This window comes from Mycobacterium heidelbergense, assembly GCF_010730745.1.
Classification (GTDB): domain Bacteria; phylum Actinomycetota; class Actinomycetes; order Mycobacteriales; family Mycobacteriaceae; genus Mycobacterium; species Mycobacterium heidelbergense.
The window spans coordinates 3,986,141-4,010,338 of record NZ_AP022615.1; the positions used below are offsets into that span (position 1 = coordinate 3,986,141).

The following is a 24,198-nucleotide window of genomic DNA, read 5'->3' on the forward strand; positions in this document are numbered from 1 at the left end:
CCGACCGCAGCCATCACAGCTTTGAGGTTGAGAACATGGCTACACCCGTGATCGTCGGAGCCGTCAGGACGGCGATCGGCCGCTCCTTCAAGGGCACGCTGGTCAACACGCCGCCCGAGGCGCTGATCACCACGGTGCTTCCCGAGGTGGTGCGCAGGTCGGGCGTCGACCCGTCGGCCATCGACGACATCATCTTCGCCGAATCCCATTACGGGGGCGGGGATTTGGCTCGGTATGCCGCCGCCGCGACCGGCATGGAGGACATTCCCGGGCAGTCGGTGAACCGGCACTGCGCGGGGAGCCTCACCGCCATCGGCAACGCCGCGGCCCAGATCGGGTCGGGGATGGAGCGTGTGCTGATCGCCGGCGGCGTGCAGTCGCTGTCGATGACGCCGCTGATGAACCAGCGGATTCCCGGCCCCGAGCTGCAGTTCGAGGAGCGGTGGCTGCCGCCGACGCACGTCGAGGCGCCGGACGCGCCCACCAGGGACATGTCGATCACCGTGGGGTGGAACACCGCGCAGGCGGCCGGCATCACGCGCGAGGAGATGGACGCCTGGGCGGCCCGGTCGCATCAGCGCGCGATCGCGGCCATCGACGCGGGCAAGTTCCTCGACGAGATCGTCCCGCTCAAGATCACCCGGCCCGACGGCACGGTGACCGAGTTCTCGGTCGACGAGCATCCCCGCCGCGACACCATCGTCGAGAAACTCGCCGCGCTCAAGGCGCTGCACCCCGAGATCGAGGGCTTCTCGATCACGGCCGGCAACAGCAGTGGCACCAACGACGCCGCCGCGGCCGTCGCGCTCGTCGACCGCGGCTACGCCGACGCCGAGAAGCTCGACGTGCTGGCCACGGTCAAGGCGTGGGCCGCTGTGGGTGTGGCGCCCAGGGACACCGGCCTGGGTGCCGTCAAGGTGATCGGGAAGGTGCTGCAGCGGGCCGGGCTGTCGGTGGACGACGTGGCGCTGTGGGAGATCAACGAGGCGTTCGCCTCCGTGCCCATCGCGGCGTGCCGGAAGTACGGCATCGACGAGGACAAGGTGAATTTCTTCGGCAGCGGCTGCAGCCTCGGGCACCCCATCGCGGCCTCGGGCGCTCGCATGGTCACCACGCTGACCTACGAGCTGGCTCGCCGCGGCGGCGGCATCGGCGTGGCGGCCATGTGTGCGGGCGGCGGCCAGGGCGGCGCCGTCGTCATCGAGGTCTGAGCGGCGATCGCGAGGTCAGCGGCTGATCGCCGCCAGCCGGTTCAGCAGAGGGTCGCCGCCATCAGGTCGAGCGGTTAGTTGCAGAACGTGTAGCCGATGAATTGGGCGTCGCGGTCGTTGGCGCCCGAATAGTCGACGTAGTGCACCGCCGGCATCCCGTTGTACTGGGTGTTCATCTTCTGCGCGGCGGGCGGTGGGGGCGCTTTGGGGAACGCCAGGATCATGTCCGCAAAGATCTTCAGGCCCCCCTGGCAGATGGCGTCGGGCCGCGGCGGCTGCGGATTCCACGCGTGCACGACGACCGGATCGGCGAGCTGATACCCGGTCGCGCAATTCGGGTCGCAGATCTTGAAAACGGCGGTGCCGGTCCCGTCGGCGCCGTCCGGGCCCCATGAGGTCCATGACATGTCTTGCAGCGCAACGGCTACGCTGGCGCACCCCAAAATGTTCAGCTTCTTCGGCCGCTCTACCGGCGGGATCGACGGGTTGTAGCAGCCCGGAATGGCGAAGCTGGTCGGCGGCGGCGGGCGGGTAGCGGCCGGGGCCGGAGCGCTTTCGCGGTCCCGCGCCAGCTTCACCCCGACGAAGGCGAGCGCACCGATCAGCAAAACAGCCAGCACGACGCCGACCACGGGCAGGTGTCCCCGGGGAAACCGCAACCGGCTCGATGACGAGACGTTGCCGCTCACGTTCACAAGGTTATGGCAGAAACGTCACACCCGGGTGGCGACGGCCGCCGGAATCGTCGCACTGTAAATTTGGTCAACGCAACCAACATATCGAGGCGCAACCAACATATCGAGGATTGTGAGTCGCCGATGAATGACCACGCACTGGCCGCGCGGTTGGCCACCGAGGCCGGCCGGTTGCTGCTCGGAGTCCGGCAGGAATTCGCCGATGCCGACGTGAGCGAGCGGAAAGCCGCGGGTGACAAGCGATCCCACGACTTTCTGATGGACGTGCTCGCCAACGAGCGGCCCGGCGACGCGGTGCTGTCCGAGGAAGGCGCCGACGACCCGGCGCGGTTGCGCTCCGAGCGGGTATGGATCGTCGATCCGCTCGACGGGACCCGCGAGTTCTCCGAGCTGGGGCGCGACGACTGGGCGGTACACGTCGCGCTCTGGCAGGCCGGCGAGCTGGCCGCCGGTGCGGTGGCGCTGCCGGCGCAGGGCGTCACGTTGGCGACGCCCCGCGTCGATGCGCCCCCGGCCGCCCCGGCCAAGGTGCGCATCGTCGTCTCGCGCACCCGGCCGCCCGCCATCGCGCTGGCCGTCCGCGACGCCCTGGGCGGCGTCCTGGTGGAAATGGGTTCTGCCGGAGCCAAAGTGGCGTCCATCGTTCAGGGATCGTCCGACGTGTACGTGCACGCCGGCGGCCAATTCGAATGGGACTCCGCCGCCCCGGTCGCGGTGGCCCGAGCCGCCGGTTTGCATACCTCCCGCATCGACGGGTCCGCGCTGGCCTACAACCGGCCGGACCCCAAGCTGCCGGATCTGGTGGTCTGCCGTCCCGAGCTTGCCGAGGCGGTGCTCGCGGCCACTCGCTGACCGCGGATCGGCTCGGTCACCTTCGCGGGCGGCGCCGGCGTCCCCCGGCGTCGTCTGCCCATTCCTTCTCGATCCGTCCGATCTCGAGCGAGAGCAGCATGAGAGTCGGGTTGTCACAATGGACTTCATGGGCGGTGCGGAATTTCGCCGCTTCGCCGGCGCTCGGCAGGTACGGCCGCAAGCCCTCGAACCACTCGTCGCCGACGACGTTGGGCGGCTCGCCATCGCGGGGTCCGCAGGCCCACTGCCGGTAGGCGTCCCGCGCCTCGGCCAGGCCGCTCCGCCACCGTTGGACCGCGTCGCGGCGTTGCGAATGCAGCTGCATCTTCAGCTGGTGCTTATTGTTGTTGCTTTCCAGCATCCCCGGGAGCAGGGTATCGGCGGCCGACCGCGCAACGCCGGCGATGCCCACGGCCGACGCACCCACGACCGTACCCATGAGGCCCATCATCACCATGTCCATGCGCTGATCGTTGCATCCGGGGGCGCCTGACAACAACGAAACGACGCGTTCAGCGCGGCGCGGTGGGGCCCGTGGCCGACGGCACCGAGACCCGTTGCGCAGGGCCAAGGTCGGCCTCCCGCGCCCGGTCAGCACCCGTCAGCGCAGGCCTGCTGCCAGGCCAGAACGCGTTCGGCCAGTTCGGGTCCGGCGTCTTCCTGGATGAAGTGGCTGGCGTTGATGCGGGCGTGCGGCTGGCCGGCCGCGCCGGGGATGTGCTGGATCAGGGGACGGTCCCCCCGCCCGAGAATGGGGTCGCGGGCTCCGAAGATGGCCAGGAAGGGCTTCTCCCAGCGGCCCAGCGCGTCCCACGCCGCCCGATTGGCCGGAATCGCCGGATCGTCGGGTGAGGTCGGCACCAACTGGGGAAACGCCCGGGCCCCGGCCTGATACGCCTTGTCCGGGTACGGCGCGTCGTAGCCCGCCCGCACCTTGGGGGGGACCCTGCGGACGGTGCCGGCGGCGACGATGCGGCCGGCGGGCAGCACGGGGGAGTAGCGCGCAAAGGCCCGCCACGCGTAGAAGGCGGGAGGCGTGCGCCGCTGGGCCGTGGGAAGAAAACCATTCGCCACCACCAGGCGCGCGATCCGGTCACCCTGCTCGGCCGCGATGCGCAGGCCGATCAGGGATCCCCAGTCCTGCACGAACAGCGTCACGTCCTTCAGGTTGAGGCGCTCGAACCACGAGCTCACCCACTCGACGTGCCGCAGATAGGTGTAATCGCCGATCCGGCCGGGCTTGTCGGAGCGGCCGAAACCGATCAGGTCGGGCGCGAGCACCCGGTTCCCGGCGTCGGCCAGCGGGGGAATCATCGTGCGGTACAGGTAGCTCCACGTGGGCTCGCCGTGCAGGAGCACGATCGGCGGCCCATCGGCCGGCCCCTCGTCGAGGAAGTGCATCCGCAGCGGCTCGGTGTCGCGTGCCGCCACGTCTATGTAGTTCGCTACGAACGGATAGCCCTCCAAATTTTCGAATCGGGAGTCTGGGGTTCGCAGCACATGCATATTCAGCTCCTCCGGGGCGGGCACCTTTGCAAGCCTCTCTCCGCGGCGCGATTTCGTCCAGTGCGAGATTCACGCGGCGGCGAGGGCCCGGCCCATCCGTGATATCGCCTCGACGAGGATGGCTTGCGAGGTCGCGAAGTTCAACCGCACATGGCCCGCCCCGCCGGTTCCGAAGACGTGACCGGAGCTGAGCGCGACGCGGGCGTGATCGAGAAACCAGCGCGCCGGACCCGACATGTCGGCGACCACCGCAAGCCCGTCGGCGGCCTCTTCGTCGAAGCCGAGATCGCGACAATCGAGCCACGCCAGGTAAGTTCCCTGCGGCCGTTGATATTTCACTCCGGGAAGGTGCTCGGCGACCAGATCGCCCAGCAGGTCCCGGTTCCCGTCGAGGCCACGCAGCAGCGTGTCGAGCCAATCGCCACCGGTCCGAAAGGCTTCGGCGTGGGCGATGACCCCCAGGTGGCTGGGGCCGTGGCCGACCTCCTCCGGCATCCGGCGAAGGTCCGCGGCCGCCTCCGGGCCGGCAATGGCCAGCGCGGCCTTCAGCCCGGAAAGGTTCCAGGCCTTCGAGGCGGAAGTCAGGGCGAGGGCGTCCTCGGCACCCGGCACGGTCAGGTACGGGGTGAACCGCGACCCCGACAAGACGACCGGCGCGTGAATCTCGTCCGACACCACCCGGACACCGAACCGGCGGGCGAGCTCGGCAACCCCGCGCAGCTCGTCGACGGTGTGCACCGATCCCGTCGGGTTGTGCGGATTGCACAACAGGTATGCGACCTTCCCACCCGAAGCGCCGGCGCGCGCGAACGCTTCCCGTAAGGAGCCCAAGTCAATTCGGCCGTCGACGCCCAGGGGCGCCTCGATCACCCGGCGGTCGTCGTGAGACACGAACGCGTAGAACGGGGCGTACACCGGGGGGTTGACGATGACGGCGTCACCGCGGTCGGTGACCAGCCGCAGCATCTCGACGGCGCCGAGCATGACATCGGGAACGACGGCCGTGCGGCCGACCTGCAGGTCGTGCCATTGCCAACGCCGGGAAGCGAATTCAGCGACCGCTTCGGCAAGGGCGGTGCCGTAAGGATATCCGGTGTCACCGATGTCGACGGCCCTGCGGAGGGCCTCGGCCACCGTCGGCGCCAGGTTGACGTCCATCTCGGCGACCCACAGCGGCAACACGTCGGCCGGGTGCGCACGCCATTTCATGCTGGTGCGGAGCCGCAGCTGCGGCAGCGTGAGTTCCTCGAGCGGATTAAACGTCACCCCGGCAGATTAAGCCGTCGCGGACGGGGTCCGACTCGCGCGGTGACGAATGCGCGCTTCGGCCGCCGTCGGCGCCGTCGGGGCCGGTGCCCGACAACCGTGCCGCGGCACGTGTTTTGACCAAACGTTGACGCGGATCTCGGACCGGACGTAGCGTACGGGGACAAATCTTAGGTCACCGAGGAGCTGGGTGTGTTCACGCTGCGCTTCGACATGCGTGCCCCGTCGTGGGGGGCGCCCCCGGCCGCCCTGTACGCCGCGGTGCCCGAGATGTGCGGGTGGGCCGAGGACCACGGAGGAATCGCCGGCGTCTTCTGCGAGCATCACGGGTCCGAGGACGGCTACCTGCCGTCCCCGTTTTTGTTGGCGTCGGCGGTGGCCTCGCGCACGCAGCGTCTGGCGCTCAGCCTGATCCTGATCCTTCCGTTCTACGAACCCGTACGACTCGCGGAGGACATGGCGGTCCTCGACCTGATCAGCGGCGGGCGGGCGTCGTACATCCTGGCCCTGGGGTACCGGCCGGAGGAATTCGAGCACTTCGGGTTGGCGCTGCGGGATCGCGGCCGGCTCGCCGACGAGAAGCTCGCGCTGCTGCGCCGCCTGCTCGCCGGCGAGACCGTCGTCGAAGACGGGCGGCGGATCATGGTGACACCGCGCCCGCGGACCGCCGGCGGGCCGGGGCTGACGTGGGGCGGCGGAAGCGTGGCGGCGGCCCGGCGGGCGGGCCGATACGGCCTGGGCCTGTTGGCGAACGCCAATGTCCCGGGCATGTCGGAGGCCTACGAGGCCGCCTGCCGCGAGCACGGCCATCAGCCCGGGCCCACGCTGCTCCCCGACCGCGGCCACCCGTCCGTGGTCTTTGTCGCCGACGACGTGGAGCGGGCCTGGTCGGAGCTGGGCGAGTATCTGCTCCATGACGCGCGAACCTATGCCGAGTGGAATCCCGGCAACCAGATCTCGGCGGGTTTCTCGCACGTAGAAACCGTTGCCGAGCTGCGCGAGGCCGCGGCGTCGCACGTGATCATTTCTGTGCCCGAGGCGATTTCGCGCGTTCGCGCCGGCCAGGTGCTCAACCTGGCGCCATTGTGCGGCGGGCTGCCGCCGGACGTCGCGTGGCCCTATCTCGAGCGCGTGGGCGACGTCGTGTTGCCTGAGGCCCTGTCGGAAAGAAAGACACCGCTATGACCGGGACAAGCACGGCCGAGGTTTATTACGACCCGTTCGATTTCGACATCGACGACGACCCGTATCCGATCTGGCGGAGGCTGCGCGACGAAGCCCCGCTGTATTACAACGACAAATACGACTTCTACGCGCTCAGCCGCTACGAGGACGTCTCGCGCGGGCTGATGAACTTCGACACCTACCGGTCGGGCCGTGGCACCACCATGGACATCATCATGAGCGGCATCGACGTTCCGCCCGGCGTCATCCTCTTCGAGGACCCGCCGATCCACGACGTTCATCGCCATGTGCTCTCGAAGGTTTTCACGCCGCGGCGCATGGAGGCGATCGAGCCCCTCACGCGCGCGTTCTGTGCGCGTGCCCTTGACCCGCTGGTGGGCTCGGGACGGTTCGACTTCGTCGAGAACCTCGGCGCGATGGTCCCGATGCGTACCATCGGCTACCTGCTGGGCATCCCCGAAGACGATCAGGAAGCGATCCGCGACCGGGGCGGCAGTCAACTCACGCTGAAGGAGGGCACGTTTCGGGCCGTGCCGCAGGACTTTCTGGAGCACAGCCACGAGATGTTCTCCAACTACATCGACTGGCGGGTGGAGCATCCCTCCGACGATCTGATGACGCAGTTGCTCAACGCCGAGGTCGACGACGACGGGGCGACGCGGCGGCTGACCAGGTCCGAGGTGCTGCTCTACACCAGCATGATCGCCGGCGCGGGCAACGAGACGACGACCCGTCTGATCGGCTTCATCGGCCAACTCCTGGCCGAGCACCCCGACCAGCGCCGCCAGATCGTGGCCGACCCGTCGCTGATTCCGATGGCCATCGAGGAGGTCTTGCGCTACGAGGCGCCGTCGCCGGTGCAGGCGCGCTACGTCGCCCGCGACGTCGAATGCCATGGCACCGCGGTTCCCGAGGGCTCGATCATGTTGTTGCTCAACGGATCCGCCAACCGCGACGAGCGCAGGTATCCCGATGGGGAGGGATTCGACATCCATCGCGGCGCCACCCATCTCAGCTTCGGCCATGGGCTGCACTTCTGCCTGGGGTCGGCGTTGGCCCGCATGCAGGCGCGGGTGGCGCTGGAGGAGGTCATCATGCGCTGGCCGGACTGGGAGGTCGACTACGCCAACGCCAGCAAGGCGCACACGTCGAGCGTGCGGGGATGGGCGAAGCTCCCCGTCATCACCGGTTAAAGCGAGCTGGTTCATCCTCGAACGTCACGCTGGCGTGACGCCCGCTTTCGAGCGTCACGCCAGCGTGACATGCGACGGCGTTACGAGGCGGTTTGGTCCACCAGGACGGTGCCGTCGGGTTGGTTCCCGAGCGTTTGAAGCGCGATGTCCCCGCCCTGGGCTGTGAGGCGGACGATCTGCGCCAACTGCCCGGGGGCGTCGCACTGCACATAGTGATCGGCGCCGGGCACCATCCAGTAGCGGTTCCGGCCGGGCTTGCTCTTCAGGTAGGTCTGCCAGACGTGGTTGGGAACGCGCAGGGGCGCGATGCCGTCGTGCAGGCCCCACACCACGGTCGTATCGACCCGGCTCCTGGAAAGCGCTTCCAGCCAACCGGTTTCGTCGGCGGCGCGCTCGTTGAGGTATTGAATCGTGTCCGGCAGCACGCCGATTCCGTCGTTGTGGGCGAAGCACTTCGCCAGCGCGGAGATCTCCGGGTCTTCCAGTGTCCGCCGGGGCATGAAGGCGCTGACGCCCAATCCGGCCGCCAGCATCTCCGGTGTGGTGGCGGCCGCCGTGCCCCGCCCGGTGGCGGGGTCGAGCAGGGCGGTCTGGAACGCGGTGAGGTTGGAGAGCGGGAGGTAGATGTTGGCGTTCGTCACGATGAGGTCGACGGGCACGGCCGGCGGGTCTTGGGACGCCAACATCTCCAGCGCGATCATGCCGACGCTGCTGCCGCGATCGTGGGTGAGCATGCGGTATTCGGTCAGCTTCCACACCTGGGTGATCGCGTGGGCGAGCAGACGCGCGTCGTCGTACAGCGAATAGACATGCGGCGCAGGCGGTTTGTCCGACAATCCATAACCCGGGAAATCGAGCACGAAGATGTCGAACTCGGCGCTCAGTTCGCGGGCCAGGGCGAAATAGTCGATGCTCGACGTCGGGAAGCCGTGCACCAGCACCAACGCGGGTGCGCCCGGTGTGCCGCAACGGCGGCTGAACACGCCGACTTCCCGCCCGTCGTTGGCGGCGGTCGTCGACCGCCAGCGCAGTTCGGTCCCGCCTTTTTGCCACTCTTCGAAGATGTTCAAGCCGCCAGCATCTCAGAGGGCGTCGCGATGGACAACCACGTCGTGCAGCGACCGCTCAGGGACAGGTGACGTGAATCCCGAACATCACCTGGTGGACATCGCCCTGACTCGGCGACACCCCCTGGCCCGTCCCGGTCACCGTGTAACTCTTGCCGTCCTTGGTGGCCTGGACCTGGGTTGCGGACTGGGGCGCCTGATAGGGCAGCTCGTAGTGACCGGACCCCGTCTTGAGCGAAACGGCAAAGCCGTCGACACTGGGCGGCTTTTCGTCCGACACGGCCAGCGATATCGACGCCGAGTCGTCGTGAACGTTGATGCGGGTCGTCAGGTCGCCCGATTCCGCCGGCGTCGCACTGGGTTGCGCTGCCGACCTGTTGCACTCGACCCTCGCGACCATCGTGTGCTTGTTGCCCTCGATCATGACCGTCGTGCTGGCGACACCCGGGCTCGAAGGAGCGGCGGCGGACGGCTGACCGCTCGTGCTGGAGCAGGCCGGCAGGCCGGCCCCCGTCACCATCACGCCGAGCTCGACGGCGGCGAGAACGAGTCGCCGTCGCGTTCGGCGGCGACAGTCCGGGTTGGTCATCCCACTCCCTTTGCTCGGCGTCACGAGGACTACGTCACGAGGACTATAGGACCGTTGCGGAAGGTCTCATTTCCCCGGCGCCCCGTCAAATGCGTCCCCACCGATTCACGGCCAGGCTTCCCACGCGACCATTGTCCGCAACGGTCCGGCAAAGACCGGTCGCACCGCGGTCGAGCGCCACCGCTCCTCGACAAGCGCGGCCACGGCGCCGGTGGTGGCAAGCGGGTCGCCGTCGAGGTAAACGACGGTGACGTACTGGTGGTCGGTCCGCCACCCGGAGGGTAGGTGGCTCCATCCGGTGCTCGAGCCGAAAGTCCATGCGCCGGCGGTGCCGGGCGTGGCAAGCAGCGCCGGATAGTGCTCGGCGTGCAGCCATCGCAGCCACTCGTTCGGGCGGCCATCGGTGGGCTCTTCGACGATCAGCAGAATTCCGCGGTGCGGCCGAAACGGCACCACCTCCGCGGAAATGAGCGCGTGCGGAGAGGACTGCCACTGCAGCAGGCGCAAGCCCGCCACTTGCAGCGACGGTCGCGCGACCGGAAAGCGACCGTTCTCGCGCAGCGCTCGGCCGAGCGCGACGAAGTCGTCGAAGGTTTGTTCAACGGGGTCACCGACCAGGTAGTGGACGGCGTTGCCGACCTGCCCGAGTGGCCCGTGGGCCGCCAGGCGGTGGGCCGGGTAGTCGCCGTCGGCGATCCAGCGCAACCCGTGCACGATGCCCGGCAGTCGGTATTGCTCCGGCAGGTGATCCAGCAGGTGCCAGCGCAGGTAGCTGCCGTCATCGTCGGGCGGAGCGGGAGGGGTGAGGCTGAAAATGCCTGCCTTGACTCGCATCGCTTTCACTCGGGACCGCGGGCGACGGCACGGGTCGGATCCGAACACCACTCCGACCATGACCCGGGATACAGCGCCGCCTCCCGGCCCGCCGCGGCGAGGGCCGCGATCGTGATGGCCGCGGTGACGCCGGAGCCGCAGTAAACACCCACGCGGCCGCCGATGCCGTTGTCGGACAGCAATTGCGCGAGCGCGGAGTCTCCGATAAACGTGCCGTCGCCCGCCAACACGGCGCCGCTGGGAAGGTTCTTCGCGCCGGGGATGTGACCGGCGACCGGGTCGAGGGGTTCGACATCGCCGCGGAACCGTTCCGGCGCGCGAGCATCGAGCAGCGTCACACCGCGTGCGCCGGTCTGCTCAGCCGTCAGCGTGGGCCGGGCGCCGGCATACAAATCATGGTGCGGCACAGTCACATTCCCGGGCTGCCGGTCGACCGGACTGGTCTCCAGGCTCCGCCCGTCCGATCGCCACGCGGAGAGACCGCCGTCCAGAATGCGGACCGTCTCGAGCCCGGCCGCGGTGAGCGCCCACCACGCCCGCGCGGAACCGGCGCGATTCCAGTCGTCGTACACCACCACCAAATCGCCCTGCTCGATTCCCCATTGGCGCGCGGCCGCCTCGAGGTTGCGCCCCGACGGCAGCGGGTGACGCCCGCGGCCGTCGATCCCGCGATCGCTCAGTTCGTCCTCCAGTGACACATACACCGCGCCCGGTATGTGGCCCTGGAGGTAGGCCGCGCGTCCGTCGGGATCGTCGAGCCGCCAACGCACGTCGAGTATCGCCGGTGGATCGCCGGCCTCGATCAGGGCGGCCAGCTCGCCGGCCGTGATCAGCACCTGGTCACGCGTTTCCACGTGTGCGCCTCCTTAACTCTTTTCCAGCGAGCCTAATCGCGCGGCGGGAAATGAACTCCATCGGAATTAAAGATGAACGGCGGATTGAACGATTGTCGCCCCCAACGACGCTAGCTGGACGATCGATTTAAATTCAACCGGAACTAAAAGTAAACGGCGGGTGGAAGTTTGGGTTTTGGCCGCGCTATGGCCACCGGGCTATTGACCACCACCGGCGCGCGCGGAAGGATTAAGCGCATCGGGCTCTTCCGACGCGCCTCGTGCTGATCCGGGGTTGATGTGAAGCTGCGAAAGTGATGGACGAAATGACGAAGAAGATCGCCGCGTGCGCGTTCGGCACGCTATTCGCTGTCATGCTGGTGCCGACGGCCGTCGCGCATGCCGACGACGGGGAATTCAATACCTACCTCCAGTCGCACGGCATCAACCTGGGCACGCCGGCGCAGGCGGTGAACATGGCCCACGTGATGTGTCAGGATCTCGACGCGGGCTACAGCCAAAAGGACGAGGTCGACCAACTGACGGGGTCGCACAAGCTGACCCAGGCGCAGGCCGAGACGTTCATCGGCGCGGCCACCGCCGAGTACTGCCCGGGCAAGCACAGCCCCAACAAGCCGAAAAGCTAACGGCGTCGCCGCCGACCACGCTCCGTTAGGTCGCGCACTTCCGCCGAGCTATTAGGCGCTTGCTTCGGAGTCGGTCCCCAGCGATGCCAGCATGCCCGCCGCCGCCCGTTGCCAGGTGAAGCTTTCCGCGCGGCGTCTCGCGGAACTGCGGCGGTGCTGTTCGGGTCGGCTGACGACGGTGCCGACCGCTCTCGCGATGGCGAAGGGGTCGTTGTCGGCCAGGGCGCCGCTGTCGGGGGTGACGATCTCGGTCAGCGCCGACGTGCGCGACACGACGGCCGGTGTTCCGCACGCCAGCGACTCCAGCGCGGCCAGCCCGAAGGTCTCATGCGGCCCGGGCGCCAGCGTCACGTCGGCCGAGGCCAGCAGCCCGGCGACCGTGTGGCGGTTGTTGATGAATCCGGTGAAGTCGATCGGAAGCCGGGCGGCGTGCCTCTCCAGCCTGGCCCGCAGCGGGCCCTCGCCCACGACGACCAGCCGGGCGTCGATGCCGGCGTGGCACAACGCGCCCAGCGCGTCGATGCTGCGGTCGACGCGCTTTTCCACCGACAGCCGGCCGCAGTGGACCAGCAGCATCTGCTGCGGCGCGGCCCAGCGCTGCCGCACCAGGTACGAGTGTCGGCGTGGGTGAAACGTCTGCAAATCCACGCCCAGCGGCACGGTGACGGTGTTGGTCGCGCCGATCCGGTCGAATTCTTCGCGCGCGAAACCCGTGGTGCACACCACGGTGTCGTAGTTGGCGGCGGTGCGCCTGTTGGCGAAGTCCGCGAACTTCTCCGCGGTCCGACGCGGAAGGACCTGTCCCACAAGGCGATCCAGGCGCTCATGGGAGATCATCACGGTCCTGGCGCCGTATTCGCGGCCCCACGGCCCCAGCGATCTCAGCGTGAGGCGATCGGAGACCTCCAACGCGTCGGGCCGCAGCGACTCCAGGAGCGTCTTGACGGGCCACGGCAGAACGGCGCGATAGCCCCCGGTGTATGGAATCAGCCTAGCGGGCAAGGTGATTCGCACCACGCCGGTAGGCAGCTGGGTGCGTTCGGCGTATCGGCCGGGGACGATGAGAAACACCTCATGCCCGTTGGCGCAGTATTCCGCGCCCAGCCGGTCCACCGCGGTGCGAAGGCCGCCGGAGCGAGGGCCATAAAAGTTGGCGACCTGGACAACACGCATACCGTGAGGACACGCGGTGCGCATGTGCAGCCAACGATATGGAATTAACGCCGACCTGAACAGTCCATGAATTCCGGCAATCGAAGGACCGCGGACGGTCGGCGCTTTCTCCAGCGGCCGTCGAGCATGCGAACAAGCTGCCCGACAACGCGATTGGCCCTCCTCAGTCGTCCTCGGCGGCGTCGAGAAGCTGGACTTCCTCGAGGTCCATCTCCTGCTGCAACTCGCGCAGCACGATGTCGTCGATCAGGTTTTGGTTACGGAGAGCGGTGATTTCGTGGCGCTTGCGTTCGAGCACGCCGAGGCGCACCCGCCGGACCTTCTCCTTGCCTTTGACCAGCCGGTCGTTCGTCGAACCGTCTTCGGTGGCCACAACGAGCGCGGCCTTTTCCTCGTATTCCTTTTCCAGGCGCCGCCGTAGGTCGTCGCTGATGCCGACCTCGTCGGCCACCGTTGGCAGGGCGTCGAGAGCCGCTTGGACACCCCGGGTGCGGGCCAGTTGCAGTTCCTTGGCGTGGGTGACGTCCTCGGGGATCCTGGCCCAGCGGACCACCGCCGGCAGCGTGATCCCTTGAACCAGGACCGTCACCAGAATCACGAAGACCACGATGAAGATGAGCAGGCTGCGGTCCGGGAAGGGCGCGCCGGCGAGCGTGGTGGTCGGGACGGCCACCGCCGCCGCCAGCGACACGGCTCCGCGGAATCCCGCCCATGCGGTGACGAAACGCTGACGCAAGCTGACGCGACGCTCGCGCTGCGCTTGGCGGCGGTCGATGAGGCGAATCAGCACGGTGGTGATTTCGCCCCAGAAGACCCGCGACAGGATCACCACGCCGGTGACCGCCAGGGCGATGTAGGCGGCGTGGCGAAGTCCGCCGTCCACGTTGGCGATACCGCGCACCGCGCCAGGGATCTGGACGCCGACGAACACCCACAACGAGCCGTTGATCAGGAATGTCGCGATGTCCCAAAATCCGTAGGCCTGCAGGCGCGAACGGGCCCGGATCACCACCGGGCCGGAGTAGGCGAGCACCAGCGCCGACACCATGACCGCGACCACGCCGCTGCAGTCGACCGCCTGGGCCAACAGGAAGGCCGCGAACGGCGTCAGCAGGCTCAAGGCCCCTTCCTCTTGCGGCGCGTCGATTCGTTTGCGCACCAGGGTCGCCAATCCGCCGACAAGCAGCCCGGCGGCGATGCCGCCGAGATAGGACACGACAAACCGGGCGGCCACCTCGGGTGGGCTGATCGCGGCCCCGCCGATCGCGACGTGGACGCTCACGGCGAACAGCACCAGCGCGGTGCCGTCGTTGATGAGGCTTTCCGCTTTCAGCACGGTGAGCGACCGGCGCGGCAGCTTTTTCGCGAGGCCGGCCACGGCGGCGGCGTCGGTGGGGGAGAGCACGGCACCCAGGACGCCCGCCGCGTGGGGGTCCATGCCCAGCGCCCGCGCCGTCCACGACACCGCTGCCGCGGTGGCGATCACCAGGGCGACGCTGAGAAAAACGATGATCCGCGCGTTCGCTCGAATCTCGCGGAAGCTGGTGTTCAGGCCCTCCCAGTAGAGGATTGCCGGCAGGAACAGCAGCAGCACGATCTCGCCGTCGATCCGGACATCACCGAACTGGGGGATCAGACCCAGCAGGGCGCCCAGCAGGATGAGCAGCACCGGGGGACCCACGCGGTAGCGCCGGCCGATGACCGTCCCCACGATGACGGTGGAGACGAGCGCAACGATGAGGACGAGGGCAAACACGTGCTCATCCTGCCGGACACGCTCAGAATGTGGGGCAGGGGAGTGAGGTCAGCTCGGTCGTCTCGTGGTCACACCCGGCACGGGAGCACCGTCGGAAGGTGCACCCAAGTCAGCCGATGTGCTTGTCGTGCAGGGCCCTGTACTCGGGCAGGAAGTTGACTTCGAATCCGCCCAGGCCGCCGAACTCGGGAAGGTGACCCGGGTAGCCGTAGCGGTTACCCGGGAGGAAATGGTTATGGATGATCAGCCCTGGTCTCGCTGTCGATTATTCTGCAGCGGCCACGTTCGCGGAAGGAGTCGAAGGGGTGTCCCGGTGAAGCTCAGGGTGGTGATGGCGGTCGCCGTGCTCGTTGCATCGCTGGGCGTGGGCTGCGCGTTTCCGTCCAGGAACCCGCCGACGAGCAAGACCCTCCGTGTCCCCATGTCCGACGTGCTGAGGCAGAACGTCATCACGCAGCACGTCACGCTGGCGGTCGGCAACACGCTGACGGTGAAGCTGGGCTCGAACTACTCCACCCCGTACCGGTGGAAGGCCGACACGGCGATCGGCGATTCGGCGATCGTGAGGCAAAAGAGTCACCAGTTTGTGCAACCGACCTCCGACGCGCTGGGGGCGCCCGGAACCGAGGTGTGGACGTTTACCGCGTTGAAACCCGGGACGACGACGATCACCACGTCCTACGCCAGCATCGTGGGAAAGGACGCCAAACCGGTCTGCACGTACACGGCGACCGTGACGGTGCAGTGATCTCGTGGGGTAATCAGACCCCGATGCTCTCGACCGCCTCGGTGAGGATCGCGGTGACGACCTCCGGCCGGGTGATCGACGGCGTGTGGTCGACGCCGTGGGTGTGGATGCGGGCGTGCGTGCGTTCGGCCATGAACCTTTGGGTGTCGGGGTTGATCATCCGGTCTTCTTCGGCGATGAGGAACCAGGTGGGGATGTCTTTCCATCCGGGTCTGGGCACCGGTTTCTGGATGCTGCCGACGGTGATGGGTCGCTGGACCGCGGCGAGCAGCGCATGTTCTTGCGCGGTCGCGTGCTGTGCGAAGGCGGCGCCAAACGCATTGGTGGGCAGCCAGATCCAGCCGTCATTGTCGGGCTTGAGTTCCGGTGCCCGGGGGTGTGGGGGATCGCGGTAGAAAACATCGGCGACCGTTTCGCCCTCGTCGGGGGCCAGGGCGGCGACGTAGACCAGGGCCCGGATGCGCGGGTGGCCCGTCGCGCCGATGACGCCGCCGGCGTAGGCATGGCCGGCCAGGACGATCGGGCCCTCGGTGCGGTCGATGGTTCGGATGACCGCGTCCACGTCGTCGTCGAGCGAGGTCAGCGGGATGGGTGCGGCGGTGACCGGGATTCCGGATTGTTCTAGCTGGGTGATGACTCGGCTCCAGCTCGACCCGTCGGCCCAGGCCCCGTGGACCAGAACGACGGTGGGGTTGCCTAAATTGGGATGCACAGCCCAAAATAGTGGCACGCGGTGACCGGCTGGTCAATTCTTTCCTGCGCGATGATCGGCGTCCCCTGGGCGCCGTAGACTGCGGCCTCGTGGGTGACCGGGTGGCCCGCTTGGGCACATCGGCCACACGGGTCTCTCGGAAAGGCGACACCCTCCGTGCCCACCTCATCGCGACAATGTGCGACGGAAGGGATTACGCGTCGCCCGCGGCGAACAGAACATCGGGGTTGAGGATGCCCGCCGGGTCGAAGCTCTGTTTGATGCGGCGCATGAGGTCGACCTTGACCGGGTCCTCGAGCTCGAGGAAGTACGGGGTCTTGGCGCGGCCGAGGCCGTGCTCGCCGGAGATCGCGCCACCCAATTCCATTGCGAGCGCGAAGATGTCGGTCATCAGCTGGTGACGTTTCTCCGGGTCCTTGCAGAGGATGGCCAGGTGCACGTTGCCGTCGCCGGCGTGCCCGCAGCCGGCCGCGGCACCGCCCGCGGCCATCGCCAGATCGCGAGCGGCGGCCAGGAACTTCGGCATCGCCGAGCGCGGCACCACGGTGTCGATGATGTCGTCGGCGCCGATCGCCTTCGCCGTCCAGAACGCCTTTTCGCGCGCCTCGATCAGCTTGCGCGCCGAGGCCCCTTCGAGCACATAGGCGTCCACGGCACCCAACTCGACGACCAGCTCACCGGCTCTTTCGACGTCCTCGCCCAGCCGGTTTTCGGTGCGGTTCTCAAGCGCCACAACGAGATACGCCTGGCAGCTGTCGCGGATGGTGTCCGGAATGCCGAGCTCCAGGTTCTGGGTGTGGATGAGCGCGGCCATCGTCATGTTGTCGATGTATTCCAGGATGTAGGGTCCGAGCCCGCTGGCCAGGACCTTCGGCACCGCCCGCATCACCTGGTCGAAGTCGGCGAACGGGGCCAGCACGGTGGCGCTGTGGTCGAGGCAGGGGTGCAGCTTGACGATCACCTCGGTGGCCAGCGCCAGGGTGCCTTCGGAGCCGACGATGAGCTGGGTCAGGTCGTAGCCGGTGGAGACCTTGGCGATCTTGCCGCCGGTGCGGAAGATCTCGCCGGTGGGCAGCACCGCCTGCAGCCCGAGCACGTTGTGGCGGGCGATGCCGTACTTGACCGCGCGCATGCCGCCGGCGTTGGTGCCGACGTTGCCGCCGACGCTGGAGGACAGCTCGCCCGGGTAGACCATGTAGCGCAGGCCGGTGTCGGCGGTGGCGGCGTCGAGGTCGGTCAGCGTCACCCCGGGTTGGACGACGGCCACCTGGTTGGTGGTGTCGACTTCCAGGACCGCGTTCATCCGCTCGAAGGAGATCACGAGCCCGTCCCTGCGCGGGATCGCCGCGCCGGACAGGCCGCTGCCGGACCCGCGGGCCGTCACCGGGACTTTGTGTTCGGTGGCGGCCCTCAGCAGCTGCGAAACATCCTCTGCCGTAGTTGGTTTGGCGACGTACGCCGGCTTCTGCGGTGCCGTCGTCAACACCTCGTCGTGCGCGTAGTCTTCGGGGATCGCGTCACCGGTCAGCAGGTTGTGCTCGCCGACGATCTCCGCGAACCGCGCCGTCATGTCGCTCACTGAAGGCATTAGGTTGCGCGCCACCTGTCGACATCACCGTCGTCGACGGCATTCTCGAGTTCTTCCAGCTCGCGGAAAAATCGTGCCGTGTCCCGATCGGATAGGTGGCTTGTGCCTGCCGTGATGCGCGCTGGTCGGACCGGAGTGGGCATGACCACCAATGTAGCACATTACGTGCTACATTGGTGAGCGTGGACACAATCGGAATTCGTGAGCTACGCCAGAACGCGAGCGTGTGGATCGCGAAGGTAAAGGCGGGATTAACCATCCAAATCACCGACCGCGGCCTGCCCGTGGCGCGGTTGGTACCGATCATGCCCGCCGAACGCGCCCGTGACCAACTCATCGCCGACGGCCAGCTGATCCCATCAAGCGCACCGCGAGTCCCGCTAAGTACGGCCGATCTCGTCGAAGGTCCGTCGCTCACCGCGATACTGGACGAACAACGCTCCGACCGATGATTTACATCGATACGTCCGCCGCAGTGAAACTCGTGGCGGCTGAACAGGAGTCAGCGGCTCTGATCGATTGGCTCAATGCACACCCTGACGAGAACCTCGCCACCAGCACCGTCGGTCATATTGAGCTGACACGGGCGGCCGCACGAGCGGGACCCAGCGCCGTCGCGCTCGCACGCGATGTCGCCTCGACGATCGACACCCTCATCTTGACCGAAGCCATCGCCTCGGCGTCCGCCACGATCGCGCCTCCCGAATTGCGCACCCTCGATGCGATACACCTCGCCACCGCACACATCCATCGAAAGGCCCTTACCGCGTTCTGTGCCTACGATCGCCGGCTGCTCGAGGCGGCCGAATCGCACAGGCTACCGATCGTTTCTCCGCGGCCGTAATCAACTGTCCGGTCCGCGCTAGCGCCACGCGGACTCTCCGGGCTGAATGTTGATGGCCTGCAACGCCGAAAGCAGCTAGTCGGGCATCAGGAGCCGATCGAGCACCGCCAGCACCCGCGGGTGATCGACCAGCCGGTCGCACACGCGCGTGCGGCTCAGCCGCACGCCAAACCTGCTACTGAGCGTTGATGCAAAGGCTGTGCGTCGAGAGTCGGCGATGTCCCGCTCATCGACGCGAGGAAGCTCGGATGCTATCACTAGATAGATTGTGATAGCATCAGCGGCGTGAAGCAGCTGCTACTCAGGGTGCCCGAGGAGATCCATCGGCGGCTGGTCGCGCGTGCTGCTCGCGAGGGCCGCAGCCTGAACGCGGTGGCGACCGAGATCCTCGACGCGGCCGCCGACGCCGATAGTGGCGATCGGCGCGAACAACTGCGCGCCGCGGCAGCCGCCGCGGGCACGTTACGCCGCGTGAATGCGCGACCAGTTAGTGCCAATCGACGGCGGCGGATCATCGATTCGACGCGGGGCTTCGGTCCACAGATCGACGAGTTGCTCGCGGAAGAGCGCGAGCGGCCGTGATCGCCTATCTGGACTCCTCGGTTCTCGCACGTGCGTACCTTGCCGATGAAGATGGGCACCAGGAGGCAACCGCGCTGCTAGCCGACCCGGACGTTGCCACCGTCACCGGAAGTTGGACCAGGATCGAGGTCTCGGGCGCGCTGGTGCGGGCCGCGCGCGCAGGCCGTGGCGATGAGAAGAGCTTGCTCGCGTTGCTGGATGGTGACCTCGGAGGTCCAGTGATTGCGCTTGGTGCGCCGCAAGACCAGGTTGAGCAGGACGCACTGCAACTGGTCCGCCGACATGCGCTTCGAGCGATGGACGCCTGGCATCTGGCGGTGGCGTCGATCGTTGTTCCGCCGCTGCTCGAGCCCGGGGAGCCGCGGGCGTTCGCTTCGCGCGACGAAGCACAACGCCAAGTGGCCGAAGAGCTTGGCTTCCTTGCGATCTGATCGGGCGAAGTCCGGGGTTCGGGAGAGGGCGGTCACCACGGTCGCGGCGTGCCCCGCCTGGCTCGTGGCGTGACGTGACCATCGAAAAGCCTTCCAACCGAAGCGGTCTGCTTATTTGCCGCTCGGAGTGCATGCGACCTATTTGGTGCGGGACGGCTTCGTGCTCGAACTCATCGACTACTCGAAACGTGAAGTTCGCGCCGGGACTGCACGCGTCATGGATCAGGTGGGACTGACCCATATCTCGTTTTCGGTGTCTGATTTCGGTAGCGTCCTGGAGAAGGTTGCGGAGTTCGGGGGATTGGTGGTCGAGGGAACGGTGTCCCAAGGCTCAGCGATGATTCGGGATCCCGATGGGCAATTGCTCGAACTGCTCGCGGATCAGTGGCTTGCGGGTTTGCCCGCTGCGGCCTTAGTGCTCGAGTCGGTGTTCAGTCAGCCTTTTATGTGGGGCCACGACGGTGCTATAGAGCGGCGTCGCGAGTTCCCAACTCGCGTCGATCCCCCTGGACGGATCAGGTCAGTTTCCTGCCTCCAGGAATTGCATGTTGTCAGCGCCGCCTATCTTTTGCCGTCTTCGCATTGCGACTTCCTGTATCGATGAGACTTGCGATTACCGCATCGGCGTGACACAGCGTCACGCCGATGTTGATCATCTCGGCGCGGCCGCGCTGGTAGAGACCGGATACGGCATCCTCGACGAGGACGGCCCGGTAGTCGCGCTCACAGGCCTCGTAGATGGACATGCGTGGGCAGTTTGGGTAGTTGCATCCGGCGACTACCACGGTGTCCACGTGATTGTCGCGGAGATGGTCGTCGAGCGTGGTTCCGAAGAAGGCGCCCCACCGGGGCTTGTAGAGGATGATCTCCCGATCGGTCAGGTGTTGGGCCCGTCCCGAGAGCAGCAGTTCATCGTCGAGTTGTGCGGACGGGTCGGCTGCTAGGCCTGGTGCCAGGAGCCGTCCGGGTGTACCCGGGCGCAGCACCGGGGTTGGGCCGGTTACGAGGTCTTTGCGCACTGGCTCGGCGTTGCTCCCGTCGGCCAGGTAGAGCCGTACGATGTGCACGATCGGTAGGCCAGCGCTGCGGAATGCCTGACACAGGCTTGCGATTCTGGGTAGGGCCGTTGATGTTCCCGGTATCTCCAGCGGCCCGCCATCGAGTGTGTCCGCTTGAACATCGATCGTCAGCAGGGCTGCAGAATCGAAGTGCGGCTCGACGAGGGAATGCATGCTCATAGCATAGGTACACGCCTTGACGAGATTACCGATGTCGCCGCGGTGCGGGCATGCCTTCATGCTTGAGTGCGGGTGCCGATGAAACCCATTGCGCTAGAGCCTTTTCGGGACACTTGGACAGGAGACAAATGTCACCCATGACGACGATCGAACGTTTCTCGATGTCGATATCCGAGTCGGACGTGTGATCAAGGCCGAAGAATTCCCGAGTGCCCACAAACCTTCCTACAAGTTGTGGATCGACTTCGGCGACTTGGGCATACGCAATCCAGCGCCCAGATCACCGACTTTTACACCGTTGACGAGCTCAAGGACCGGGTAGTGCTGGCTGTGGTGAACCTCCCGTCACGTCAAGTCGCCGACTTCGTCTCTCGGAAGTCCTCGTGTTGGGAGTCGATGACACCGACACTGACCTGGGACGACAAGATCGCCGTCGTCGACCTCGGCGCGGACGAAAACCGGTTCTCACCAGGATTTCTCGATGGCCCGTTGGCCGGTAAGGACCTCGGCGCGATCAAGCGGACGATGTTCCGAGCGGCGCAGCGTTGATCAACCCCTGAAAGCTATTCGCCGGAGAATCGCTCCCAGGCGGACTGGCGCGTGATGCCCAGGGTCTGGCCGATCTTCGCCCACGTGATCCCGCGCCGGCGAAGCTCCCGCACCCAGGACCGCAGGTCGGCCTCGACCTGCCGGGCCACCACGGCCATGCGGGGAATGTGGTCGAGCATCTGCTCGTCGCTCATCGTCTCCCAGATCGGCAACCGGAGCTCGTTCGGCTTGTCGCGATACTCGTCGATGATGGCCTGGGACAGGTCGATGCATTCGTTGCAGATCTGCACGCCCGGTCCGGCCACCAGCTTGTCGACGTCGGTGTTGGACTTGCCGCAGAACGAACACCAAATCTGCGCGGTCTCGTTAGCCGTGAGACTCATCGGCACCCCCTGTTGTCAGGCTGGTCCTGACAAACGGTACGACGTCAGGGGCGACCTGACAAGACTTAGCGCGGAGTTCGGCGAGCAGACGCAGCGTCGCACGCGGAGCGTCGACGGCGCCGACCTCACGCACTACCTGTATCCGGCTCGGAATCAGGTCGAGCGGATCAACCGGAGGCGCTGGCGCTACCATCGCGCGAATGAACTGGCTGCGGTCCGTCTCGCGGCGCGATGCCTTGAGGTACGCCGCCGTCGCGCCGGCGCTGTTCAGCGTCGCCGCGTTGGCTGACGTCCCGCGCGCGAGGGCCGGTCTCGCCGGGACGGCCGTCTTCCTCGATCCGGGCCACAACGCAGTGAACGACGCCTCGATCAACCAGCAGGTCCCCAATGGCCGGGGAGGCACCAAGGCGTGCAACACTTCCGGCGCCGCAGCCGACGACGGCTATCCGGAGCATGCGTTCACTTGGGCGGTCGTCGGGCTGATCAGCGGCTCGCTCAACCAGATGGACGTTCGCACCCAGCTGTCACGCGACGACGACAACTCCACCGGCCCCTGCGTGGATCAGCGCGCGGCACTGGCCAACGCGATGCGGCCCGACGCGATCGTGAGCATCCACGCCGACGGCGGACCCGCGTCGGGCTCGGGATTCCACGTGAACTACTCCAGCCCGCCGTTGAACGACGTCCAATCGGGGCCCGCCGTCCAGTTGGCGCATACGATGCGGGATGCCTTGGTGCAGGCGGGTTTTCACCCCGCCACCTACATCGGGTCGGACGGCCTGTACGGGCGCGACGACCTGGCCGGGCTGAACCTTGCCCAGTACCCGGCGGTACTCGTCGAACTGGGCAACATGAAAAATCCCGACGAGGCCGCGCGGATGGAAAGCCCGGACGGCCGGGCAAAGTACGCCGCCGCCGTCACCCAGGGGATCGTGACGTTTCTGAACGCAAAAGCCCCGACGGGTTAGCGTCGGCTCAGCTGCCGAAGCCTCCGCCTTGGGGCGCCGGCGGGGACGGCGAAACGCCGAACGCTAAACCAACTGGGCGATTGTGGTCACGACGATGAGTGCCAGCACGGCGGTCCCGATGGTGTACACCGAGCGGCGCGGAGTGATTTGCGCCGGGCGCGGGTGTTGCTGCAGCGCGCGCTGGCGCCGCAGCGCGATCACGTAGGTGCCCAGCGCCACGGCGGCGGCCAGAAACGCGGGGATCAACCCCGCCGGTCGGACGGGGCCGTGCAGGTTCCTGATCATCAGCAGCGCGCCATTGGCCAGGAACGCGAACGAGGTTCGCGTCCAGGCCAGCGTCGTCCTGTCCGCCGCGGGCATCATCGAGTCGCTCAACCCATGACCGCCTTTGCGATCACCAACCCGAGCGCGACAACCCCGACCACGCTGAGACCGACCGCGAGGTAGGCCGGCGTGGGGTGACGGGGGAGCGGGTCGCCGTGACGCATGGCGCGATCCGCCTGGTGCCAGCGCAGCAGGCCCATTCCGCTGGTGAGGGTCGCCAGCACCGCGAGCCCCACGCCGAGCGTGCGGCGCGCGCCGGGGACCGTCAGCTCCGGAACGAGCTGCACCAGGGCGACCGCCGCGGCGAGCAACCCCAGCGCGGTGCGTTGCCAGGACAGAAAGGTCCGCTCGTTGGCCAGGGTGAAGCGGTAGTCGGGCTCGACGATGTTCTCGGTGTCACGCTCCGCGGGCGTAGTGGTGTTCTCGGCCACGGGCCACCTCGCATGGCGTCGGAGGGCAAGGGTTTCGACACCGAAGATTTTAACGAACGCGCGGCTGCCACGCCGGGTTGCCGGCCGCCTCGGGTTTGCGACCGCGTTCGTCGCCCGCCCGCTGGCCGCTAACGGCGCGCCGACCCGGTCAGCGATTGACCGTTGGCGGCCTGCAGCAGGCAGATGGCGGTGCTCGGCGTGGGGTTGGCGCCGGTTCGATCTTGATTCGAGTCGATGAGGTACGTGATCGAAAACGGGCTACCGGCAACGGGCTGGCCGGTGTAGGGCGGGAATCCGGCAGCGCAATCCCGATTGGCGACGTCGGCGATGGCGGTGTCGACGGCCATGGGGGCGCGCAGGTAAACCTCGGCCAAATGTGCTGTCGCACAATCGACCACGGTGACGGTGACGCGGCTCAGGTCGGCCGGCGGCAGGTCGGCCACGCACTCGCCGACCTGCAGGTCGATCCACTTCTCGGTCCGCGAGCCGGGCGGGGAAGGAGCGGCGGTCGCGGTGACCGTGGCGCAGGCGAGCAATGCGCTTGCGGCCAACCCGCAATACAGGCTTCGCATCGCAGCCTCCTCGATCCGGCC

At 67.3% G+C, this 24,198-nt stretch carries 29 protein-coding genes and 2 pseudogenes; 13 read left to right on the forward strand and 18 right to left on the reverse strand.

All coding sequences use genetic code 11. From position 1 onward, the window contains the following. The first annotated feature begins 35 nt into the window (after window positions 1-35). Window positions 36-1,211, forward strand: coding sequence for a thiolase family protein (locus G6N25_RS18615; RefSeq protein ID WP_083074447.1), 1,176 nt, complete (start codon window positions 36-38; stop codon window positions 1,209-1,211). 74 nt (window positions 1,212-1,285) lie between these two features. Here the strand turns inward: G6N25_RS18615 and G6N25_RS18620 are convergent, their stop codons facing one another. Continuing rightward, entirely contained in the window at window positions 1,286-1,843 is a 558-nt protein-coding gene (locus G6N25_RS18620) for a hypothetical protein (RefSeq protein WP_083074479.1), read from the reverse strand. Window positions 1,844-2,029: 186 nt separating this feature from the next. Between G6N25_RS18620 and G6N25_RS18625 the strand changes: the two genes are divergently transcribed. After that, window positions 2,030-2,758 carry a 3'(2'),5'-bisphosphate nucleotidase CysQ gene (locus G6N25_RS18625; RefSeq protein ID WP_083074446.1) on the forward strand — a complete coding sequence of 243 codons (729 nt, stop codon included), beginning with the start codon at window positions 2,030-2,032 and terminating at the stop codon, window positions 2,756-2,758. A 16-nt stretch (window positions 2,759-2,774) separates the two neighbouring features. Here the strand turns inward: G6N25_RS18625 and G6N25_RS18630 are convergent, their stop codons facing one another. The 3 genes from G6N25_RS18630 to G6N25_RS18640 all read right to left on the reverse strand — a co-directional run bounded on the left by G6N25_RS18630 (window position 2,775) and on the right by G6N25_RS18640 (window position 5,473). Further along, window positions 2,775-3,221, reverse strand: a complete 447-nt coding sequence (locus tag G6N25_RS18630) for a hypothetical protein (protein ID WP_083074445.1) — start codon at window positions 3,219-3,221, stop codon at window positions 2,775-2,777. Between the two features lie 128 nt (window positions 3,222-3,349). Then, on the reverse strand, window positions 3,350-4,264 hold the full coding sequence (locus G6N25_RS18635) for a haloalkane dehalogenase (RefSeq protein ID WP_083074478.1): 915 nt from the start codon (window positions 4,262-4,264) through the stop codon (window positions 3,350-3,352). Window positions 4,265-4,333: 69 nt separating this feature from the next. Next, entirely contained in the window at window positions 4,334-5,473 is a 1,140-nt protein-coding gene (locus G6N25_RS18640; RefSeq protein WP_276004806.1) for a MalY/PatB family protein, read from the reverse strand. Between the two features lie 249 nt (window positions 5,474-5,722). Between G6N25_RS18640 and G6N25_RS18645 the strand changes: the two genes are divergently transcribed. Both G6N25_RS18645 and G6N25_RS18650 read left to right on the forward strand, forming a co-directional pair. Beyond that, a complete protein-coding gene (locus tag G6N25_RS18645) occupies window positions 5,723-6,715 on the forward strand; it encodes an LLM class flavin-dependent oxidoreductase (protein WP_083074443.1) in 993 nt (330 codons plus the stop codon). After that, window positions 6,712-7,908, forward strand: a complete 1,197-nt coding sequence (locus G6N25_RS18650; RefSeq protein WP_083074442.1) for a cytochrome P450 — start codon at window positions 6,712-6,714, stop codon at window positions 7,906-7,908. The genes G6N25_RS18645 and G6N25_RS18650 overlap by 4 nt, the downstream gene beginning before the upstream one ends. Before the next feature lie 80 nt (window positions 7,909-7,988). Here the strand turns inward: G6N25_RS18650 and G6N25_RS18655 are convergent, their stop codons facing one another. The 4 genes from G6N25_RS18655 to G6N25_RS18670 all read right to left on the reverse strand — a co-directional run bounded on the left by G6N25_RS18655 (window position 7,989) and on the right by G6N25_RS18670 (window position 11,252). After that, the gene (locus tag G6N25_RS18655; protein ID WP_083074441.1) at window positions 7,989-8,978 is read right to left on the reverse strand and encodes an alpha/beta fold hydrolase; all 990 of its coding nucleotides are present in this window, start codon (window positions 8,976-8,978) and stop codon (window positions 7,989-7,991) included. A gap of 55 nt (window positions 8,979-9,033) precedes the next feature. After that, window positions 9,034-9,564 carry a lipoprotein LpqH gene (locus G6N25_RS18660; protein WP_083074440.1) on the reverse strand — a complete coding sequence of 177 codons (531 nt, stop codon included), beginning with the start codon at window positions 9,562-9,564 and terminating at the stop codon, window positions 9,034-9,036. Window positions 9,565-9,669: 105 nt separating this feature from the next. Beyond that, a complete protein-coding gene (locus tag G6N25_RS18665) occupies window positions 9,670-10,398 on the reverse strand; it encodes a hypothetical protein (RefSeq protein WP_083074477.1) in 729 nt (242 codons plus the stop codon). Between the two features lie 5 nt (window positions 10,399-10,403). Continuing rightward, window positions 10,404-11,252 (reverse strand): sulfurtransferase, encoded by an 849-nt coding sequence (locus G6N25_RS18670; protein WP_083074439.1) that lies wholly within the window; start codon window positions 11,250-11,252, stop codon window positions 10,404-10,406. A gap of 296 nt (window positions 11,253-11,548) precedes the next feature. On the opposite strand from G6N25_RS18670, the gene G6N25_RS18675 reads away from it, so the two are divergent. After that, window positions 11,549-11,878, forward strand: coding sequence for a DUF732 domain-containing protein (locus G6N25_RS18675; RefSeq protein ID WP_083074438.1), 330 nt, complete (start codon window positions 11,549-11,551; stop codon window positions 11,876-11,878). Between the two features lie 51 nt (window positions 11,879-11,929). Here the strand turns inward: G6N25_RS18675 and G6N25_RS18680 are convergent, their stop codons facing one another. The 3 genes and pseudogenes from G6N25_RS18680 to G6N25_RS23935 form a co-directional block, all read right to left on the reverse strand. After that, window positions 11,930-13,051, reverse strand: coding sequence for a glycosyltransferase (locus tag G6N25_RS18680; protein ID WP_083074437.1), 1,122 nt, complete (start codon window positions 13,049-13,051; stop codon window positions 11,930-11,932). Between the two features lie 163 nt (window positions 13,052-13,214). Beyond that, window positions 13,215-14,807, reverse strand: a complete 1,593-nt coding sequence (locus G6N25_RS18685) for a Na+/H+ antiporter (protein WP_083074436.1) — start codon at window positions 14,805-14,807, stop codon at window positions 13,215-13,217. 124 nt (window positions 14,808-14,931) lie between these two features. Then, window positions 14,932-15,054 (reverse strand): annotated as a pseudogene (locus G6N25_RS23935) (alpha/beta hydrolase); the annotation flags it as partial. Between the two features lie 84 nt (window positions 15,055-15,138). Between G6N25_RS23935 and G6N25_RS18690 the strand changes: the two are divergent. Then, window positions 15,139-15,555, forward strand: a complete 417-nt coding sequence (locus G6N25_RS18690) for a protease inhibitor I42 family protein (protein WP_276004803.1) — start codon at window positions 15,139-15,141, stop codon at window positions 15,553-15,555. Between the two features lie 13 nt (window positions 15,556-15,568). On the opposite strand, the gene G6N25_RS18695 is transcribed toward G6N25_RS18690, so the two are convergent. Continuing rightward, entirely contained in the window at window positions 15,569-16,267 is a 699-nt protein-coding gene (locus G6N25_RS18695) for an alpha/beta fold hydrolase (protein ID WP_083074434.1), read from the reverse strand. Window positions 16,268-16,460: 193 nt separating this feature from the next. After that, a complete protein-coding gene (locus tag G6N25_RS18700; RefSeq protein ID WP_083074433.1) occupies window positions 16,461-17,846 on the reverse strand; it encodes an FAD-binding oxidoreductase in 1,386 nt (461 codons plus the stop codon). 191 nt (window positions 17,847-18,037) lie between these two features. Between G6N25_RS18700 and G6N25_RS18705 the strand changes: the two genes are divergently transcribed. The 5 genes and pseudogenes from G6N25_RS18705 to G6N25_RS18725 all read left to right on the forward strand — a co-directional run. Next, entirely contained in the window at window positions 18,038-18,307 is a 270-nt protein-coding gene (locus G6N25_RS18705) for a type II toxin-antitoxin system Phd/YefM family antitoxin (protein WP_158084882.1), read from the forward strand. Then, window positions 18,304-18,699, forward strand: a complete 396-nt coding sequence (locus G6N25_RS18710) for a type II toxin-antitoxin system VapC family toxin (RefSeq protein ID WP_083074431.1) — start codon at window positions 18,304-18,306, stop codon at window positions 18,697-18,699. Before G6N25_RS18705 ends, G6N25_RS18710 begins: the two co-directional genes overlap by 4 nt. A gap of 285 nt (window positions 18,700-18,984) precedes the next feature. Then, on the forward strand, window positions 18,985-19,281 hold the full coding sequence (locus G6N25_RS18715) for a FitA-like ribbon-helix-helix domain-containing protein (protein WP_197745682.1): 297 nt from the start codon (window positions 18,985-18,987) through the stop codon (window positions 19,279-19,281). Next, window positions 19,278-19,712: a type II toxin-antitoxin system VapC family toxin gene (locus G6N25_RS18720; protein ID WP_083074429.1), complete on the forward strand. Its 435-nt coding sequence runs from the start codon at window positions 19,278-19,280 to the stop codon at window positions 19,710-19,712. The genes G6N25_RS18715 and G6N25_RS18720 overlap by 4 nt, the downstream gene beginning before the upstream one ends. A 118-nt stretch (window positions 19,713-19,830) precedes the next feature. After that, window positions 19,831-20,118 (forward strand): annotated as a pseudogene (locus G6N25_RS18725) (VOC family protein); the annotation flags it as partial. Between the two features lie 145 nt (window positions 20,119-20,263). Here the strand turns inward: G6N25_RS18725 and G6N25_RS18730 are convergent. Further along, entirely contained in the window at window positions 20,264-20,944 is a 681-nt protein-coding gene (locus tag G6N25_RS18730) for a cysteine hydrolase family protein (RefSeq protein WP_083074476.1), read from the reverse strand. Between the two features lie 402 nt (window positions 20,945-21,346). Here G6N25_RS18730 and G6N25_RS24500 point away from each other — a divergent pair, with 402 nt between their 5' ends. Then, window positions 21,347-21,499 (forward strand): hypothetical protein, encoded by a 153-nt coding sequence (locus tag G6N25_RS24500; protein ID WP_158084881.1) that lies wholly within the window; start codon window positions 21,347-21,349, stop codon window positions 21,497-21,499. Between the two features lie 14 nt (window positions 21,500-21,513). On the opposite strand, the gene G6N25_RS24505 is transcribed toward G6N25_RS24500, so the two are convergent. Then, window positions 21,514-21,882, reverse strand: coding sequence for a ClpX C4-type zinc finger protein (locus G6N25_RS24505; protein ID WP_083074428.1), 369 nt, complete (start codon window positions 21,880-21,882; stop codon window positions 21,514-21,516). A 200-nt stretch (window positions 21,883-22,082) separates the two neighbouring features. Between G6N25_RS24505 and G6N25_RS18745 the strand changes: the two genes are divergently transcribed. Beyond that, entirely contained in the window at window positions 22,083-22,850 is a 768-nt protein-coding gene (locus G6N25_RS18745) for an Rv3717 family N-acetylmuramoyl-L-alanine amidase (protein WP_083074427.1), read from the forward strand. Window positions 22,851-22,913: 63 nt separating this feature from the next. Here the strand turns inward: G6N25_RS18745 and G6N25_RS18750 are convergent, their stop codons facing one another. The 3 genes from G6N25_RS18750 to G6N25_RS18760 form a co-directional block, all read right to left on the reverse strand. Continuing rightward, window positions 22,914-23,213 (reverse strand): DUF202 domain-containing protein, encoded by a 300-nt coding sequence (locus tag G6N25_RS18750; RefSeq protein WP_083074475.1) that lies wholly within the window; start codon window positions 23,211-23,213, stop codon window positions 22,914-22,916. A gap of 8 nt (window positions 23,214-23,221) precedes the next feature. Next, window positions 23,222-23,605, reverse strand: coding sequence for a YidH family protein (locus tag G6N25_RS18755; RefSeq protein WP_083074426.1), 384 nt, complete (start codon window positions 23,603-23,605; stop codon window positions 23,222-23,224). A gap of 128 nt (window positions 23,606-23,733) precedes the next feature. Then, window positions 23,734-24,177 (reverse strand): hypothetical protein, encoded by a 444-nt coding sequence (locus G6N25_RS18760; protein ID WP_083074425.1) that lies wholly within the window; start codon window positions 24,175-24,177, stop codon window positions 23,734-23,736. Window positions 24,178-24,198 lie beyond the last annotated feature (21 nt).